General features: G+C 34.8%; 13 protein-coding genes. 5 read left to right on the top strand and 8 right to left on the bottom strand.

Annotation, left to right across the window (positions count from 1 at the left end; genetic code table 11):
* Positions 1–12: 12 nt before the first annotated feature.
* The 4 genes from XJ32_RS01010 to XJ32_RS00995 form a co-directional block, all read right to left on the bottom strand.
* Positions 13–1,437 (bottom strand): M23 family metallopeptidase, encoded by a 1,425-nt coding sequence (locus tag XJ32_RS01010; RefSeq protein ID WP_077388046.1) that lies wholly within the window; start codon positions 1,435–1,437, stop codon positions 13–15.
* Positions 1,434–2,243 carry a sulfite exporter TauE/SafE family protein gene (locus XJ32_RS01005; protein ID WP_077388045.1) on the bottom strand — a complete coding sequence of 270 codons (810 nt, stop codon included), beginning with the start codon at positions 2,241–2,243 and terminating at the stop codon, positions 1,434–1,436. Before XJ32_RS01005 ends, XJ32_RS01010 begins: the two co-directional genes overlap by 4 nt.
* 216 nt (positions 2,244–2,459) lie before the next feature.
* On the bottom strand, positions 2,460–3,536 hold the full coding sequence (locus XJ32_RS01000) for a M24 family metallopeptidase (protein WP_077388044.1): 1,077 nt from the start codon (positions 3,534–3,536) through the stop codon (positions 2,460–2,462).
* Between the two features lie 8 nt (positions 3,537–3,544).
* Entirely contained in the window at positions 3,545–4,894 is a 1,350-nt protein-coding gene (locus tag XJ32_RS00995; protein ID WP_077388043.1) for a sodium-dependent transporter, read from the bottom strand.
* Positions 4,895–5,172: 278 nt separating this feature from the next.
* Between XJ32_RS00995 and XJ32_RS00990 the strand changes: the two genes are divergently transcribed.
* The 3 genes from XJ32_RS00990 to XJ32_RS00980 are packed head-to-tail and all read left to right on the top strand — an operon-like array spanning position 5,173 to position 9,336.
* Entirely contained in the window at positions 5,173–6,447 is a 1,275-nt protein-coding gene (locus XJ32_RS00990) for a glycosyltransferase (protein WP_254422406.1), read from the top strand.
* Complete coding sequence (locus XJ32_RS00985; protein WP_077388042.1) at positions 6,437–7,267, top strand: GtrA family protein; 831 nt, start codon at positions 6,437–6,439, stop codon at positions 7,265–7,267. Before XJ32_RS00990 ends, XJ32_RS00985 begins: the two co-directional genes overlap by 11 nt.
* On the top strand, positions 7,264–9,336 hold the full coding sequence (locus XJ32_RS00980; RefSeq protein ID WP_077388041.1) for a glycosyltransferase family protein: 2,073 nt from the start codon (positions 7,264–7,266) through the stop codon (positions 9,334–9,336). The genes XJ32_RS00985 and XJ32_RS00980 overlap by 4 nt, the downstream gene beginning before the upstream one ends.
* 102 nt (positions 9,337–9,438) lie before the next feature.
* Here the strand turns inward: XJ32_RS00980 and hypE are convergent, their stop codons facing one another.
* Both hypE and XJ32_RS00970 read right to left on the bottom strand, forming a co-directional pair.
* The gene (gene hypE / locus XJ32_RS00975) at positions 9,439–10,524 is read right to left on the bottom strand and encodes a hydrogenase expression/formation protein HypE (RefSeq protein ID WP_077388040.1); all 1,086 of its coding nucleotides are present in this window, start codon (positions 10,522–10,524) and stop codon (positions 9,439–9,441) included.
* An 18-nt stretch (positions 10,525–10,542) separates the two neighbouring features.
* Positions 10,543–11,517, bottom strand: a complete 975-nt coding sequence (locus XJ32_RS00970; RefSeq protein ID WP_005217725.1) for a hypothetical protein — start codon at positions 11,515–11,517, stop codon at positions 10,543–10,545.
* A gap of 161 nt (positions 11,518–11,678) precedes the next feature.
* On the opposite strand from XJ32_RS00970, the gene XJ32_RS00965 reads away from it, so the two are divergent.
* Complete coding sequence (locus XJ32_RS00965; RefSeq protein ID WP_077388039.1) at positions 11,679–12,689, top strand: glycosyltransferase family 2 protein; 1,011 nt, start codon at positions 11,679–11,681, stop codon at positions 12,687–12,689.
* Between the two features lie 126 nt (positions 12,690–12,815).
* On the opposite strand, the gene XJ32_RS00960 is transcribed toward XJ32_RS00965, so the two are convergent.
* Positions 12,816–13,595, bottom strand: a complete 780-nt coding sequence (locus tag XJ32_RS00960) for an SDR family NAD(P)-dependent oxidoreductase (protein WP_077388038.1) — start codon at positions 13,593–13,595, stop codon at positions 12,816–12,818.
* Positions 13,596–13,670: 75 nt separating this feature from the next.
* Positions 13,671–14,912 carry a hypothetical protein gene (locus tag XJ32_RS00955; RefSeq protein ID WP_254422405.1) on the bottom strand — a complete coding sequence of 414 codons (1,242 nt, stop codon included), beginning with the start codon at positions 14,910–14,912 and terminating at the stop codon, positions 13,671–13,673.
* 195 nt (positions 14,913–15,107) lie between these two features.
* On the opposite strand from XJ32_RS00955, the gene XJ32_RS00950 reads away from it, so the two are divergent.
* Complete coding sequence (locus XJ32_RS00950) at positions 15,108–18,557, top strand: UvrD-helicase domain-containing protein (RefSeq protein ID WP_077390017.1); 3,450 nt, start codon at positions 15,108–15,110, stop codon at positions 18,555–18,557.
* Positions 18,558–18,590 lie beyond the last annotated feature (33 nt).

Genomic DNA, 18,590 nt, shown 5'->3' with positions numbered 1-18,590 from the left:
TCTAGCCTTTTATCATTTCTGTTTCACGCCAAAGTTATCCGCACGATCAAGCACTTGATTAATATTTGTATCAATCCATTCTGCTTGTAGCCATTCATTTGGATTTACAAAATGCCCTTGCACAAGTATCGCAAAAAAGAGACTAGTGGTAGTAGCAAAGCCACTAGCACCCATTTGCCCTATTTGCATAAGAGATTGCATATCTCTTGGTAATGTTGGGATTGCGTTTAAATAGCCATAAATTGAGCTTAGTCCTAACACATGATTTAATACCACGAGATTCCCATACGATCCAATATTGCCCTTGAAAGCCACTATGGCATTATTACTATTAATTACGCGCATATCATTTTCAGCGATAAACTCTATACCATATCGCACAGAAGAGCCCACATGCTCTTTATGATACTTATATATATACTCATCGCCAAAGCGACCAGATGTTTGTGCCTCTTTTATAGGGGCAAAGACATTTAATCGTGGTATATTAGATTCTATATTTGTTTGCTTTGATATTTGAAAAAAGTTTGCTATCCTTTGATTATCTTGATGCCTGATCGTTTCATTAAAAAACTGAAATTTTTCAATATTTGTTGTTAAATCTTGCGGCATGATTACATTATCTTCTAGTTTTTTAATAAGTGTTTGCAGACGAGAATCACTTATAAGTATATTAAACTTTCTGCGTGGATAATTCACATTTGTAGCAATTGGAATCTGAATCTTTGTTTCATTCATCGCACTATCAATAACTTGTATCGTGCCATCAAAAAATGTATTTTTAATAGGCCATGCAATAAGTGAGAGATAGACTACTTTTCCCTGCTTATTCTTAAAAGGATAGGCTTCAAACTCATCATGCCCATTGCTTACTATCACCTTATCTATGAGAGAATCTTTTGTCTTATCATAAAGCCCTAGTTGCTGAATGCTAAAGGCAATGAGCGCACTGCCACCATACATGATTTGCTTTGAAGCAGCGATAACTTGCACTTGTGGTGTGCTTTTATTGATTATGAAATGTTTTGTAAGCTTTGTTTCATTCCCACGAAAAAAGTTTGAGTTACTCCAGTCTCTCACACTCACATGATAAAAAACCTCATCGCCATCAGCTAGATTTGGAATCTTTGGCAATGCGATATTTAGCTCTTCTGTCTTTTTAAGCAGCACTTCACTCTCTTCAACCAACACCTTGCCATCTTTATCCGTAATACTTACATAATATGAAGCAAGACCGCTTGAATCATAGGCATTTAAATGAATGGTATTTTCAGGGTTAAAAAATGAAGTGTGAATGTGATGCAATATTTTATCATTCTCTTTTAATACATAGAGTTCTAGATTTGGCGGGATTCTCTCAAAGCTTGAAGTATGCAGTAAAAGAAAAATGGAGATAAAGATAACACAACTCATTCCCGCTAAAATCAATCGTCTCATACACCACCCCCAATAATGCCATAATACATAAGCACCTTATTTAAAGTTGCAATAATAGAGGCTAGATAAATAATAACCAAGATTCTATAATGTATTTGTGCGTTCATACTATCAATGAGTCTTGTGCCTATTACCACCCCAACAAGTGAAAAAGCCCCAAGCAAAAGCCCAGCATATAGCACACTATCTGTTATAACACCATGCCTTACAAATGAAAATGTCCCACTCAATGCTGCACACATAATAAAAAAAAGTGAAAGTGGGACAATCTTTTTTGTATCAAACCCCAGAAAATACATAAGCAAAGGCACAAGCATAACACCACCGCCAATGCCTAAAGAAATCGCAAATACACCAGTCAAACTCCCGATTATAACAAGTATGCTCCTTTGCTTTGCTTTTGTGAGACTTACTTTTTGTGGCGTTTTTTTCACACTAAAAAGGAATTTATAGAATGTAAAAAGGCTAACGCAAAGAAAGATTAAAGCTAAATGTTTTTCCGCGATATACATAAGCACAACACCACTAAATGCCGCACCAATAAACCCACCGATCCCTAAAAATATCGCAGAATCTAAACACAAATTCTTCTTTTTGAAAATATTTATAGCACTCCCAAACACTGATGAAAAAATCATTTGCATAACAGAAATGCCAACCGCATCATGTGTAGAAAAGCTAAGATCTGGCAAAAGATAATGCAAATACAGCATACAAGGGACGATAATCATACCTCCACCAATACCAAATAAAGCAGAAATGCTACCGGTAATAATCCCAAGTATCGCTAAACACACAATTTCCATAACGCCAAACTTTATTTAAAATCAAGGCAAAATTATAACAAAAAACATAAAAAAAGCAGTGATTTTGTGGTATTGCTAGACTTATTTCATAAAGATCTGTTGAGGTGATATTTACTATGAGTAAAAAATATTGGAATTTATTTTTTGATTGCTTTAGGATAGAAATGCTTAGTTTCCAATCTAGTAGCTATGACACAGAAACCACATAAACAAACCCTACCCAAGCACAACAGCCCTGCCTTGCTTTACCATGACTAAATCTTCAATACGCACACCAAAGGTTTGTGGGATATAGATTCCGGGTTCGATAGAAAAAACCATGCCATCTTCAATGATTGTTTCAGAGCGGCGAGAGATAAAGGGCATCTCATGTATATCTAACCCTATGCCATGCCCTGTGCTATGTGTGAAATACTTACCATATCCACCTTTTTCAATAATATCCCTTGCGATAGAATCTATCTCTTTGCCACTCATACCAGAGCGAAGATTCTCAATCGTAGTTATTTGTGCTTTTTTGACAAGGTCATAAATCTTTTGCTTTTCATGTATGCTTAGTCTATCCTTATTTGTGCTTTCATCTAATACCATAAAATCTTGGTCTTTTTGAAAAATTATAGAATCATCAAAAAAAAGTGCGGTGCGAGTGCAATCAGCACAATATCTCTTATACTTCAATCCGCAATCAAGCAAAAGTGTATCGCCATTTTGTAAAAAAGTCGTATCGCTTGGCAGAGCATGTGGCTTTGCTGCATTTCCTTCAATACCTACAATTGGCTCAAAGCTTAGTGGATACTGCCCATAGTTACTCAAAGTATCAGCGATTTTATACCATAAAAATTTCTCGCTTTTTTCCCTGCCCTCTTTTGATATATATTCCCCAAACGCATGTATTGCTTGTAGGTTTAGAATCTGTGCTTGTTGTAGAATCTTAAGTTCTTCATCACTTTTTTTCATACGCATGATTTGTGTGAAGTTTGGCATGGGTGCAAGTGATACAATATCTTTTAAGTTATGATGTTCCTCCACACACATACGCATAGGATCAAAGCTAAGATTCTTAATATTATGCTGTGTGATTTGCCTTTTTGCCTCTCCCAAAAGATCGCTAGATTCAATAATCTCTAATGCAATATTTTTCTTACATAATTCATTTGCCTCTGTGCTGTAACGCGCATCTGTTATAAATTTAAACTCACTTCCAAAACGCATAAGAATGGCATTATCCGCACTATAACCACACAGATAATACATAGCACTTTCATCGCGAGTGATAAAATCTTTTGCTTCCATACATATCCCTAGAATCTTTGAATACGATTAATAAAAATCACAATAACCATTAAAGGTGCTAATACACGCAAACTATACAGCCAAAAGTAAAAGGCAACATCGCTTTTAAGATAGCCTTTAGTCCATTCACGCAATTTATCCTTTGATACAAAATAGCCAATAAATAAAGAGCTAAAGAAACTCCCCCAAGTAAGTAGCATATTCGCACTTATCCAATCAATCCAATCAAATAGATTCTTCTCAAAGAAAGTAAGAGTTGCTTGATAATTCGTATTCATCGATAAAATCACAATAATACCCACTAAAAATATACCAAAACTCACTATATAAGTAAGAGTTGCACGACTATACTTTGTCTTATCAGTAAGATATTTTATACATGGCTCAAGCAAGGACACGGTAGAAGATAATCCAGCAAATAATAGCCCAATCATAAATAACGCACACAAAAATCCCCCAAGCGCGCCAAGATGCCCAAACATCACAGGCAATACAATAAAGATTAACCCCGGACCACCAGCTACATCAGCCTTGCTACCATAGGCAAATACAAATGTAAATATCATAAGCCCCGCAACAATAGAAATGATAATACCCGGTATAACAATCCATAATGCACTTGCAAAAAGATTCTGATTTCTATTCACATGTGATGAATAAGTGATGATTGTCCCAGCCCCAAGTGAGAGGGAGAAAAAGACCTGCCCCATAGCATCAATAATAGTATTTGAAGTGAGTTTTGAAAAATCAGGCTTAAACATAAACTCCACACTCTCACCAAAGCTAGGCAAACTCATCGCATAAAACAGCAATCCAAAAAAGATAATAAAAAGCAGGGGCATTAATACATAGTTTAATCTCTCAATACTCTTAATCCCATACACAATGCTATATGCAGTAATCGCTAGAATGATAGCAAAACAGAGAATCTGATAGGAAATCTGTTCTGTATGTGAGCTAAAAGTCTCAAAGATAGCCTTGCTTTGTGCAAAATCTGCGGGTAGATTAAAGCTAACAGATACAAGATAGTATAAAACCCAGCCTAGCACTGCACAATAAAATGTCAAAATAAAAGGACCAGCAAATAAAGTAATGCCCACAAAACGCCATGAAGTTTTAGGATTTTGCGTAATCTCTTTAAAACTATCAGGCACATTTTTTCTACCTTGCTGCCCTACAAGCATTTCTGCTACAAGCATAGCTACACCCACAAACAAGGCAATACCTAAGAAAAGCAACACAAACGCCCCGCCACCATTCATACCCGCAGTTGTAGGAAACCGCCAAATATGCCCTAAGCCAATAGAGCTACCAAGTGCTGCCAAAATAAATCCAATCTTTCCAAAATCTTTTTGCATTCAGTTCCTTATGCGTAATTTTTGCAATAAGTTTTTATTCTAGCAAACTTTTATAGTTTTTTTACTTTTTTATGGTTTTTAATGCGTAGATTCTGTATTGGCAAATCTCATATATTTGAATTTGTGATTTTAATGGCATATTGCTTTCATTACTGATTGTCTTATGATAGATTCTGGTAGCCAAAAATATATTTGCAACTTTAAATGCTATAATTACAAAGTTTTTCTGGCATACATCTTGCTTTTAACATAATCTAAAATTTTAAGGTGTTCATAATATGCAAAACAATATTTCTACTTGCTCTAGTCATACAAATAAAAACTCACAACACAATCTAAATGCAGAAGCTGCAAACACCATGCGAATAAATAATAAACGGGGGGGGGGGGGTGAATCTAGTGAGATCTATAATCAGCAAACAGGTTTTGTCCTTAAGCACGATAATTTTGTAGAATCTGGCACTATTCGCACAAACACACAGCTTAAACTTCAAGGTATGGAATCTGATACCACACTATCTTTACAACCACCTAAAAAAATCGCTGTAATTATCCCCTGCTACAATGAGGAAAAGACTATCGCTCAAGTTATTGATGAAGTCTTTGCTGTCCTGCCAAACGCACATATTTATGTGTTTGATAATAATTCAAGTGATAATTCAAGAAATATTGTTAAAGCTAAAATCACAGAAATTAACGCACTAAGAGCGAGCAATTTAGAATCTCAAAGCACAGATTCTAAACCGCTAGACTCTAAAACCCCCACAAAATCTCTCACACTCCATAGTGTTAGCACGCAAGGCAAGGGGGCGGTTATGCGAGAGGCATTTGCCTTGATTGAAGCAGATTTCTACATAATGATTGATGCAGATACTGAACACGATGCTTCTATCTTACCACAGGCACTAGCGTATTTTAGCACTCACAAACTTGATATGCTAAATATCGCAAGAGAGGCAGACTCTAGCACATATCGCAAGGGGCATAGCTTTGGCAATAAGCTGTTTTCAAAAAGCACACAAATGCTTTTTGGCACAAAAATTAACGATATGCTGAGTGGTTATAGAATCTTTTCTCGCCCTTTTGTGAAGAGCTTCCCAGCCCATAGCAATGGCTTTGAGATAGAGACTGAACTCACCATTTATGCCCTAGAGCAAAGGCTTCGCACCGATGAGATAAAAGCCCCTTATAAATCCCGCCCAGAAGGCAGCTTCTCTAAACTTTCAACCTTCAAAGATGGCTTTAAAATATCGCTTATGATTCTAAATCTCTTGTTTAGTGAGCGTCCTTTGCTTGTTTTTGGTGTGCTAAGTGCTATATGTTTTTTGCTGTCTCTATTCTTTGGTGTGCCTGTCTTTGTGGAGTTTTTAGAGACTTCTAAAGTGGCGAGATTTCCTACACTTTTTGTGTGTGTTGGGCTTATGGTGATTGCTGTGGTGCTTTTTATCGCAGGGCTTTTAGCCCATCTTGTTACAAAAAGCATTAAAGAATCTCGCTATTTAGCCTATTTGCAAAGCAAAAGGGAAAGCTATAAGGGCATATATGGCGAGTGATATTGTATCTTATAGAAAAGATTCTAATGATATGGAATCTAGTGTGGATTCTAAGAAGGCTTGTTGTGTTAAGCGAAGTGAAACATATTATCATACTAAGCAAAGCGAAGTATCTAATGTAGAATCTAAACAAGATTTTTCGCCTATGGCTCAAAACGACAAGATTCTAGAATCTACACCAACAAACCACGCAAACAAAACCACAAATTCTAGCAATTGCTCTGTGGCTTTGGAGGCTTTGAGCGAATTAGAGGGTAGGAGTTATCCAAACGATAATGACTATCCCTCTAATTCGCTCAATCGTTCAAATTGTATAGACAAGGGCGAATTTTTACAGAATCCAGATTCCAAAACACATAAAAGCTTAAAACAACTCATACTATTTTTCTGTATCGGTGGGGGTATTACTCTTTTAGAGCTTTTAGGATTCTATATCCTATATAAAATTTTTGGGGTGCATTATATTCTTGCTTCGCTTATTATGTTTGTGCTAGCTAGTGGGATTGGTGTGTGGCTATATCGGCGGTTTGTGTTTGGTGGGACGCATTTGCATAGAGGCTTAGAAGTGGGGCTAACCTATCTTATCAACACCATAGGCATAGGGCTAAATACGCTAATTCTATGGCTATGCGTGGAGTTTTTGGGATTTGAAGCGATTGTGGCAAAGATTCTAGCTTCTTTGCTTGTGGCATTTTATGGCTTTTATGCGAGAAAGCTTGTCATTTATAGAAAAGAACCTAAATTCTATTTTTACACAAAAAGCCCTGCATCCGCCCATAAAGGTGTAGATTCTAAATTTATCAAAAAGGAGTGTCAATGATTGAAATTCTAAAATCTGTGCGATTAAGCAAGGGGAGTAAAATCGCCCTTAGCGTGTGGTTTATTCTGCTTATGCTTGTGGTGATTATCTTTCTAGCTTTGCGTTTTATGAGTAAGGATAGGATAGATTATGCGGATATGATTGTGGATAGTGAGATTACTCGCACAAAAGGGGAATGCAAGGCAACATGCAGTGAGGCAACACCGATAAATTTTCAAAAAAATGGATTTTTTGAGATTTGTAAAAAGCAATGCATGGATACTAACACATTGCATACTTATCGCATTAATTTAGTCTTTAAAAATGAAGTATTTAAAGCACAAAGATTCTATGGGGATATTCACATTGCCTATATAGAATGGAGTAAAGATATAGAAAAGCTTGGTAATGTAGCTTCAATCTATCAAGCAGCAAAAGATAATGGCAATCTTGAGATAGTAGCCCCCTATCAATTACAAGTAGGGCAAAATATAGGTATCGCGAGTTATAGCACAGAATTTTCAACATTGCTTTTGCAAGATTATGCGGGTAGGCTTATTTTCTTGTTTGGGCTTTGTGTGATGATGTGGTTTTTATATGTGCCTCTCAGACTATATTTAGCTAGATTTAATACAACATATCCAAAACAACATATAGAACAATATGCCTTAAATTCTGCGTTATCTTTGAGGGATAAACTCTTTTTAGCATTAAGTGCATGTATTATCATTGCCTTGTTTATATTTCAGTTTTGGCTTGGATTTCCGGGTTATCACCTTATAAGCGATAATTATATTAGTGTTAATCTAAATACAAGGAATCTTGCTCCAGTATTGCCCTCTTATGTTTTAGGAATCTTATATTTTCTTTTTGGAAAGCATTTATATTATATGTTTCTTTTCAATCTCGTGCCTTTTTATACTGGACTTTTGTTTTTGGTATGGGGCTTTTATATCCGCTTTAGAAGTCTTTTTGCGATTTTTTTAATATTTCCTGTGTTTATAGGCAATATCTATTTTCAAAACTTTCTTCAGCTAACTAGCTTTTCTTTGCCTATGCTTTTATTTTGTGGTTATGCTATGGTGCTTTTTATGCTGCTTGTGCCTTTGTCTGCAAGAAAAACTAAGATAATGTGGTGGCTTATTGGCATAGTATTCTTCTGTGCAATTTTATGGCGGCATAATGCGATTTTTAGCGTATTTCCTGTGAGTTTTGTGCTTGTGTATATGTGGCTTTGCAATCGTGGTATAAATACTAAAGAATTTGTAAAAAAATATATAAATGGTGTCATAGCCTGTGCGATACTCTGTCTTTGCGTGGTCATCATTGTGCCACGAAATCTTATCTTTCCTCGCCCTGCATTACCTGCCAATCATGTGTTTTTACACCAAATCGCTGGGGCTTGTGTGCCTGCCGATGATAGCAGTTGTTTTAAAGATGAGTGGTATTATCCACATAAAACTTGGAGTGATGTTAAGGAATTATATAAAGAGCGACTACTTGATGCAGACCCTTTTAATGTAGGTTGGGGTTATCACGATAAACGACCTTTTCCATCTAAACAATTCGATGGACTTTATACGCAATGGCTTAAAGCAATATTTAAACATCCTATATACTTCGCACAACATGAGCTAAGATTCTTAAAAGCCATGTGGTTTAAAAAAGAAGTGTATATGTTTGATAGTAAAGTGTTGCAAGAAAAAACAACAAATCCTCAGTTTATATATTTTGCAAGTAAATTTAGAGAATCTGAACGAAGCATTGTATTCACACCCACACAAGAAAAGATTTATGACTTTTTATATGAACATCGTTTGCTGTTAAATCATTTCTGGGGTGTGGCTTTAAGCTTTGGGGTGATGATACTCTCTCTTATATTATGGCTAGTTAAGAGAGATTTACGCAATAGCTTACTTATGTTTAGCTTTGGTGTGGGCTTTGCAGGATTTTTTAGTGCATTATTTATCGTGCTTTTTACCCCTCTTGATGATTCTCGATATATGTCACCGGTATTGCCTTTAGGACTTTTAGCAATCATTGGTTTTATAGCATTTATGCTTGATTGTTATAAAAGGGTTAAGGTGTGATTTTTTAGATTTTTTGGTTTGTATGTAATCTTTGCTATGCAACAATAGAATCATATATCACAATGACTTCAAAGTTTTGCTAATAGATTTCTAACAATCTCTCTAGCAGATTCTTGGAAGTAGCTCACCTTGTGGATATTCTAAAAATCTTTTACTGCCATATTTTGTATGTAACACAACTTTTTGGTAATAGGTGGTTTTGCTTATTTGTGCTTTATTATCTTTAGAATCTTGCAAGTTAAATATCGGGTTAAATACCTTGCTTACTTCGCCAATGATTGTGGCATTCACGCCTAGTGTATGCCCTCTTAATAGAGATAACACTTCTTCTGCATATTGCTTAGGCATGGCGATCACACATACACCTTCATTTGCTAGATCATAAGGCTCTAGCCCTAGCATTTCACATACACCATGCACTTCAGAATCTATCTGTATTTTCTCTTCATAAATATCAATACAAGCATGTGAGCTTATAGCCCATTCATTTAAAACGCTTGATAGCCCACCACGCGTAGCATCACGCATAGCATGTATAGGGATATTGCTTTGCAAGAGTGATTCTAACATAGGATAAAGACTAGCACAATCGCTTTGTATATTGCTTGTAATTGCGATATTGTTCTGCTCTAAAAAGATTCTTGCACCATGACTTCCTATCTTACCGCTTAGGATAATTGAGTCGTTCTCGCTTAGATTCTTCGCACTTATGCAATCTTTTTCAACACTGCCAATGCAAGTTGTATTAATAAATATGAGTTTATCTTTTGCTTCTGTGCTATCTGTAACCTTTGGCAATACTTTAGTATCTGCGGATAGAATCTTTGTGTTAAGACTCTTGCATTCAAGGGCAATAGATTCTGCAATTTGTTTTAATAAATCTATCTTAAAACCCTCTTCAATAATAAAGCCTATGTTTAAATATAATGGTTTTCCACCCATCATAGCCACATCATTACTGCTACCACATACACAAAGCTTACCGATATTTCCACCTGCAAAAAATATGGGATTTATAGTATAGGAATCTGTGCTTGTTACATATTTCATATCTTTTATACTAGAAAAGATTCCACAATCTTCATTTGCATAGGGCATAAGGTCTTTGAAATAGGGCATAAAAACCTTTTGCACAAACTCGGCTGCATTTATGCCGCCGCTACCATGTGCTAATGTTACAATATCCATAATTTTCCTTTTTAGTAGTTATTCGTTTTCCATTGCCGATGGGGCTTTATTCATACTTTTCCCAGACAACACATTATTGATTTTATTAGCAATGAAGTGATTACGCGTTGTAAAATGGCTAATGATTTCACCTATAATATCATCAGGTAAGCTATCTTGCATATCTTTACAATGCCCCTTAAACTCATCTTCGGTGATACCCGCTGAATCTTCAAATAGCTCAATGTATCTTCGCATGAGTTTTTGCTCTCTTTCTTTCTGTAAGACTTGCTGCATAATCTCATCATAAGTGGCTTGTAAATCTGCGATTTTCATATCAAATAATTCATTTTTTGTGTAAATACCACTAATTTCTAGAATCTTAGCAATAAGAGTGCGTTTCTCTTTGCTATTGTCATAGAAAGGTTTATATTCAGATTCTAAATCTCTGCTTAGAAAAGTTTGCATGATATTAAGCTTTGTTTCAGCTGTTGAGCGTAAATACTCTAGCGTCCCAGAGCTTTTATAGCGATTGTGCAGTTTCTCTAACCATAGCACATCATTACGCATACTTTCATAATGTGCTATGAGTGTTTCTCTCTCTTGTGGTGGCAAGGATTCTAAATCGCTTTTAATCTTATCTAGCACCTCATCTTGCACTCTTGCATGCACGATTGCTATAATCTTTTGCAAACGAGTATAAGGCACAGGCATTTTAATCTCCGCCATAAAAGCGATTAAATCCGTTGGCATATAGGTATGTAAAAATTCATATAAAATATCATATATATCATCTGTTGTTTGAGCTTGTTTTAAGACATCGATAACATCTCTTTTCTTTGCCTCTAAAAATTCTATTTCAGAGTTTTCTTCCTGCAAAAGATTATGATAATATGAGATGCCCTCACGCACAATGCGTTCATACTCTGTTTGCAACTCTTCAAGTCCTAAATCCACCACATTATCAACACCATGTGTCCGCAAGTATTCCTTTAATGCAATGCTATCGTGCATATTTTTCCTTTTATTTGCCTTGTAATCTCTATGTAAAAGTATAGCATATTAAGGATATTTTGTTATGTGAGTTTCTAGACTAGATTCTATGTGAATATAGAAAAATTTGCTAAAAAAATGTAGAATCATCTTTTCATACATTACTACTTAGGAAATATGCCATGCAAGACCAAGCAATGCTTACCATCATTCTACCAACTTTTAATAAGAAAGATTATATCGCCCAAACCCTAGATTCGATATTCATGCAAAAGACTACATATAGCTATCAAGTCATTATTGCTGATGATGCCTCGAGCGATGGCACACTTGATATTGTGAGAGAATATAATCTTAAATATCCAAATGCAATACAGATTTTAGAATCTAGTCAAAATCAAAAGCTTTTTAAAAATATAGTGAGGGCTTATGAAATAACAAAGACTGAGTATTTTTGCGTGCTTGACCCAGATGACTACTGGATAGATGAAGAAAAGATACAAAAAGCACTTGATTTTTTAGAAGAGAATAAGGACTTCACAGCGTATTCTCAAAATACACGCATGTTATATAGTGATGGCACGACAAAAGAATATATCGGGGCGAAAGAAGACAAAGTCTCAACCTTTGATGATTATTTAAATGATAGGGCGATTTTTGGACATACTTCAAGCTGTATTTTTAGAAATGTGATCTTTAAAGACGGACTTCCAAAGCAACTGCAACATTTGCAATATGCAAGTAATGAAGTGTCATTTCGAGGCGATTCATTTCGCAATCTCATTCACATGCATAAAGGCAAAGCTATGTATAAACCCGGAATAGATAGTGTATATAGAATCCATAGCGAGGGCATTTGGCAGTCTCTAGATACAAATAAGCAAATGATTATAGGCTGCATGTTTCATAAAGATATGTATTTTTATTTTGATAAAAAGTATATAGAGTTATTGTTTTTCTCATATAGGCTTTATGAGCGACTTTTGCAAAAAGAAAATTTGATTACTACTTTTACAATGGAGCATAAAAACTTTATGTCCTTAATGAATGAACTCTATGAATTACATGGAATCTATAAGCCATTATTAGCCCAGCTAAAAGAGACTAAAAAGCCAAAAAGTTTAAAATATAAACTCTTTTTATCATGCTATAAATTCTTACATAAAAAGCTTACTAAGAAAGGGTATTTGTAATTGTGTGGTAAGCAAAAAATTGTTATTGTATTGTTTAACTTGTTTTTAGACACTAGATTCAAATGATCCCTGCAATATGCAGTAAAAATCATAGACAAATGCGCTTATATATTAAGTCTTTAGAATCTAATTGCTACAATGCACACTCAATCCAGCACTTGCTTGTGTTGTAGGCATAATCTCAATAGAGTTAATATTTACATGTGGTGGTTGAGTGCTTACCCAAAAGATTATTTCTGCGATGTCTTTTGCATGGAGTGGCTTTGTGTGTTTATAGACATTATCCGCCCTCTCTGTATCGCCATGAAATCGCACAATGGAAAAATCGCTTCCTTCACATAATCCGGGTTCAATATTACTCACGCGGATATTTTTATCATACAAATCAGCACGCAAGTTACGACTAAATTGCTTTACAAATGCCTTTGTAGCCCCATATACATTTCCACCACGATAGGCATAACTACCAGCAATAGATCCCACATTAATAATATGCCCACTTCCCTTTGCCACCATGTTGGGCAAAATGCAATGTGTGATATGGCTTAGAGCTTTTATATTAGTGGCAATCATTTCTTCCCAGTCGCTATAACTCGTATTTTCCGCACTTTCAATGCCCCTTGCAAGACCAGCATTATTGACTAAAATATCAATATCTAAATCTTTTGTGCTTTTTGTGATAAATTCTTTATCACAAATATCTCCAGCAAGGATTTCAACACAAATATTTTTTTGCATTGAGAGTATTTCTTGCTTGAGTTTTTCTAGCTTTTCTTTTCTTCTTGCGATAAGATAGAGTGTGATATTATCCCATTCTCTTGCATAAGTTAGGGCTAGATAGTAGCCAAAGCCAGAGCTTGCCCCTGTTATTAAGATATGCTTTTTATCTTGTGTGTTATCTAGCATGTTTTCCCTTTGTGTGTATATTTGGAATCTAACCCTATTTACACTCGCCCTAAAAGTGTAGATTTAAAACCCACACTAAATGGAGATTCTAAAATAGCCGCGTATGATTGTATATTGATTTCCGCCATAGAAGTTAATCGCCGGGGTGTTGTTATATACGCCTGTGAGATTTAGTCCTACTTTGCCTTTCATGTAGGTTCTAAGCTGTCCATAGCGATCTCTTTGTCGCCATATAGGAAACTCACTCTCACCTTTTATCTCAAAGCTTGTTACACTTCCAGTAGGCAAAAAGCTACCACGCACACTAGCTTTTATCTCAAAGAGATTATCCCAATGAAAACCCACACTCCCATAAGTCGTAATAGCCCCCGCCCAAAACATACCAACGGTGTATTTAAATGGTGTGAGTTGCCCATAATAATCTATGAGTTCTGCTCCACTTGGTGTAACGCCTATAAGCCCTACCTTTGCTTCTACTAAATCAAGGTATTTTACTTTTTGTTCTAGCCATGCAATCCCCGCCATATCTTGATTTGTGCTACCAGCATGTGCGGCTAACTCAAATTTATGATTAACATTTGCAGGGAAGGTATGCGGATAGTATTTGTTGTAACCTGCTATATGCAGCTTTGTCTCCATTTTAATATCATGCGTAATGTAATAAGACATTGCCGCTTTCACACCAAAGGTAGTAAAAAATCCAGTAAAATAGAGATAAGGTTGTAAATGTATATGCTTTGGCAACTCAAAATCAGCACTTAATAAATATGTCCCAAAGCTGCTTAAATCCGTGCGAAATGGCGTTACATACTCATTTGTTACCATAGCACTACCATAAGATGCTAAAAACTCTAGTGTCGTGTAAGGAAGCGCACTATATCCTACTTGAAATCCTTGAGAATAGTAGGTATTCCATTCTGAATTTGCCTTATATCTCCCTGCTATTGCGTGTAAGCCTAGCTTATTATCCAGATAATCCACATAGGCGGTATTAAAAAGAAATATTTGCTTTACATCATTATAAGTCTCACCATGTCCATGACTAAAATCAAGAATGGGTGCGGCAAGTAGCATACCTGCCGCAGCTTTCAATCCATTATATCTCGCAGTAGAATAGTAGCCTAGAAAAGTTGCATCAAGGAAGGTAATCTCATCGCCAAATGCTTGTTGATAGAATATAGACGCTGAAAGCTCATGCGATGCTTTATTCCACAACGCATCGATTAAGCTTTGCGTGCTTGGCTCATAAGGTTTGGGTGCTGCAGCATTAAGGATAAATGGAAATAAAGCACAGCTTATAAGACTACTTTTTTTCATTAGCATACCTACCTAATTAAAATCTAGCTTAATTAAAGATCTAGCTTAGTTAAAAGATAAAAGATTCTATGTTAAGCAAAGGTTTAGAATCTCGTGCAAAGTGATAAAAAGGATTCTAGCAAAAATCAATCCAAAGTCATTATAAATTTGAATTTTACTCGCATTTTTGATAAAATCATAATAAAAAGGTTTTTCATGCAGCAATCAAACACAAATCATATTTTCTTAAATGCTTCTGCTGGTAGTGGCAAGACTTTTGCCCTATGTGTGCGTTATATCGCCTTGCTTTTTCAAGGTGTGCCAGCAAATGAGATTCTTACACTCACATTTACCAAAAAAGCTGCAAATGAGATGAAAGAGCGTATCACACAGAATCTTTTTTTGCTTTATATTACTCAAGATTCTAAACTTAAAGAAGCAAAAGAGATTTATAAAGAAAATTATGAAAAGATTCTAAAACAAAGAGATGATATTATAGAATCTTTGCTTAGCTATAATCTTACAAAAGAGCATATAGAAGCACAAATTACAAAGGCTTATAAGCATTTCTTACAAGCGGATAAAAAGATAAGCACAATCGATTCTTTCTATACGCAAATGTTGCGTAAATTTGCCTTTTTTATCGGTATAAGAAGAGATTTTGATATGCAAGAAAGTGGGCTAGATGATGAGATTTTTGAATGCTTTTTAGAAAAAATATATACAGATTCACATTTACATGAAGCCCTGCTTTCTTTAACAAATGATTTAAATATCCATATTGATATGACTGCAAATTATGGCACGACACTCACACTAAAGCAGCTTTTAGCAACTCTTTATGATAAATCCATTGAGTTTAAGACAAAACAAGATCTTATACACGCTATGCATCCACTATTTACACAGCAAAAAATACTTGAGTTTGCTAAGACTTTTATGAGTGATGAGGTTTTAGAATCTCTTTTTTGTTGTGTTGAGAAAAGCAAAACATCTTTGCAAAATGGGCAGATGCAAGATAATGAGATTCTAGAATCTATAAAAGATTTTTCGCCTTTTTTAAAGGCTCAAAATGACAAAAATATAGAATCTAATCCGCTTGAATGTGCCACTGAATTTGAGTCGCAAAAAATAGAGAATATAGAATCCAAACAAAATCTAGATTCTATAAATTACGCCCTAAACCCCGCAGCCCACCCAGAAACATTGCAACTAAACCCAAAACGCATTGAAAAAATAATTCAATCTCATGCTAAACAACTCAGTGATTTTTTACAAAACATTGCACCAAATGGGGAGACTAAACCCCGCACAAAAGCAATATGTGAAAAATTAGAATCTAGTAGTGCCAAAGAGATATTGCAGCATAAACTCATAGTAGAAAAAAAGCATAACTATATCAAGCAAGATTTAAAGCTAAATGAAGCTATGCAGCAAGAAATCGCATATAAATGTGAGCAGATACAACAGCTTGGAATCTTATATACAATGTGTGTTGAGAGTGCGTTATTATCGCATTTATACATGTTTTTGGAGATTTACATACAGGCTATAAGAGAGATAGAATCAAAGCATAATATACTAAGCTTTCAATCCATCGCACATAAAGTTTTTGCTATTGCGACTGATACTTTAATGATAGATGGGGATTTTCAAAGTGATTATTTCTTTTTTAGATTAGATTCTTGCATTAGCCATATACTCTTTGATGAATATCAGGATACAAGTATTATGCAGTATAGAATCTTTGAGCCACTTTTTAATGAAATCCTTGCAGGAAGTGGGACAAAAGATTCTAAAAGTTTGTTTTTTGTGGGAGATTCTAAGCAGAGTTTATATGCCTTTCGTGGTGCAAATATATCTGTATTTGAGAAGACAAAAAGGCTAGATTCCATGCGGCAAGAAAGTCTAAGTCATAATTATCGCAGTAAAAAAGCAATCATTGATTTTGTAAATGATAAGTTTGCAAATCTCTATAAAGAAGAGTATATAAAGCAGCTTTATAGTGAACATTCACAAGATATAAGCGGTGTGGTGAATGTGAAATTATATGAAGACACTGGTGATAAAGAGATAAATAAAAACGCAGTCTTCACAGATACTCTCACGCAACTAAATAGGCTTATAGAATCTAATGTGCCAAAAAAAGAGATTGTCATTTTAGCAAGAAAAAGAGATACCCTACATGAATTTAATCTATTCTTAAAAGAGAATGATTCTACTATAAAACTAAACCTGGATAAAAGCGGAAAGCTAATAAATCAGCCAAGCATACAGGCAATATTTTATGTCTTTAAAACACAAGAATATAGAGATGAAATAAAGCTTATAGAATCTAGGTTAGCCATATTGCAAGATTCTATGCAGAAAGCAACTATACAACAAGATTTTAGCCCACAAGATTCAAGACTAAAAGATTCCACAGAATCACTACAAGAAAAGCTAAGAAAAGCAAGAAATAATTATAAATTCGCACAAAAAAAGCTCAATAAACTCTTAGGAAAAAGCTATTTTGATAATCAATATATCACTATCCCGCAACAAACTTCTACATATTATTCACTTGCAAAATCTATAAAAAGCATTATAGAATCTCTAAGATTCTATAATGATGATTGTATGGAGTTACTAGAAATAGCAAGTGAAAATATTGATATAAAAAATATTGATTCTTTGTTTGAGTTTATAGAAAATAGAGAATCTGTCATCATGCAAGAAGAAGCCATTCATGCGATGAGTGTGCATGGGTCTAAAGGGCTTGGGTTTGAGTATGTGATATATTTAGACTACGAGGCACAAAAACAAAATAATAATGAAAAAATACTTTATAGTTATAATGATATTTTCTTAGATTCCATACGCATAGATACTACAACAAAGGCTATGAATATTTATAGATATAAGACATTGCAAGATTTAGCGGATAAAAAAGAGAGGGAAAACCTGCAACAAGAATATAATAATCTCTATGTAGCATGCACGAGAGCTAAAATTGGGCTTTATATATTTGCAAACAAAGAAAGCTCTATTGCAACACATCTTGCTTTAAAAGATAATGAAAACTATGGCAAAGAAATACTTGTAAAAAGAGATTCTAAACAAGCACAAAATAATCTCACAATTATTAGCAAGTTACAAGCTAAAAATACAACACAAGAAGAGTTTTTGCAAGAGAGTAAAGATTCTTTCTATCAGCATAATATTTCTATGCAGCATAAGCAAATACTAGGCTTAAGCCTTCATTACTCACTTGAACTCATGCTAGGTTTCGGCATTAAAAATCCTTATACTATGCTAAATTTTTCGTATGGATTCTATCTAGATGAAAGCATGATTGTAGAGATTTTACAAAAGGCAAATAACATTTTTAAATCTAGCCTTGAAAAATTGCTATATATGGATAAAAATACGATAAAATGTGAGCTGTCTTTTCTGCAAGAAAATAGCATAAAAAGATTAGATGCCCTTATACAAAATGGAGAGGAATTTTTTGTTATAGAATTTAAAAGTAGTCAAAATATCAGTGAAGCATTGTTGCAAGAACATACCGCACAATTACAATCTTATATGGAATCTATTGCTACTATCTCTCAAAAGAAGTCCCAAATAAAAGGCTATTTAGTCTATTTGCAAGACAATGTTGCGGTAAAAGAAATCACTCTATAAAATATAGAATCTTTTAATAAAAAATCAATTATA

The sequence above is a fragment of the Helicobacter bilis genome, from assembly GCF_001999985.1.
GTDB classification, from domain to species: Bacteria; Campylobacterota; Campylobacteria; order Campylobacterales; family Helicobacteraceae; genus Helicobacter_A; species Helicobacter_A rappini.
This window is presented reverse-complemented; position numbering and strand designations above follow the sequence as displayed.

Excerpts from the sequence above, each read along its gene's own strand:
- XJ32_RS01010 (WP_077388046.1), bottom strand. The coding sequence starts at position 1,437 with ATGAGACGATTGATTTTAGCGGGAATGAGTTGTGTTATCTTTATCTCC.
- XJ32_RS01005 (WP_077388045.1), bottom strand. The coding sequence starts at position 2,243 with ATGGAAATTGTGTGTTTAGCGATACTTGGGATTATTACCGGTAGCATT.
- XJ32_RS01000 (WP_077388044.1), bottom strand. The coding sequence starts at position 3,536 with ATGGAAGCAAAAGATTTTATCACTCGCGATGAAAGTGCTATGTATTAT.
- XJ32_RS00995 (WP_077388043.1), bottom strand. The coding sequence starts at position 4,894 with ATGCAAAAAGATTTTGGAAAGATTGGATTTATTTTGGCAGCACTTGGT.
- XJ32_RS00990 (WP_254422406.1), top strand. The coding sequence starts at position 5,173 with ATGCAAAACAATATTTCTACTTGCTCTAGTCATACAAATAAAAACTCA.
- XJ32_RS00985 (WP_077388042.1), top strand. The coding sequence starts at position 6,437 with ATGGCGAGTGATATTGTATCTTATAGAAAAGATTCTAATGATATGGAA.
- XJ32_RS00980 (WP_077388041.1), top strand. The coding sequence starts at position 7,264 with ATGATTGAAATTCTAAAATCTGTGCGATTAAGCAAGGGGAGTAAAATC.
- hypE (WP_077388040.1), bottom strand. The coding sequence starts at position 10,524 with ATGGATATTGTAACATTAGCACATGGTAGCGGCGGCATAAATGCAGCC.
- XJ32_RS00970 (WP_005217725.1), bottom strand. The coding sequence starts at position 11,517 with ATGCACGATAGCATTGCATTAAAGGAATACTTGCGGACACATGGTGTT.
- XJ32_RS00965 (WP_077388039.1), top strand. The coding sequence starts at position 11,679 with ATGCAAGACCAAGCAATGCTTACCATCATTCTACCAACTTTTAATAAG.
- XJ32_RS00960 (WP_077388038.1), bottom strand. The coding sequence starts at position 13,595 with ATGCTAGATAACACACAAGATAAAAAGCATATCTTAATAACAGGGGCA.
- XJ32_RS00955 (WP_254422405.1), bottom strand. The coding sequence starts at position 14,912 with ATGAAAAAAAGTAGTCTTATAAGCTGTGCTTTATTTCCATTTATCCTT.
- XJ32_RS00950 (WP_077390017.1), top strand. The coding sequence starts at position 15,108 with ATGCAGCAATCAAACACAAATCATATTTTCTTAAATGCTTCTGCTGGT.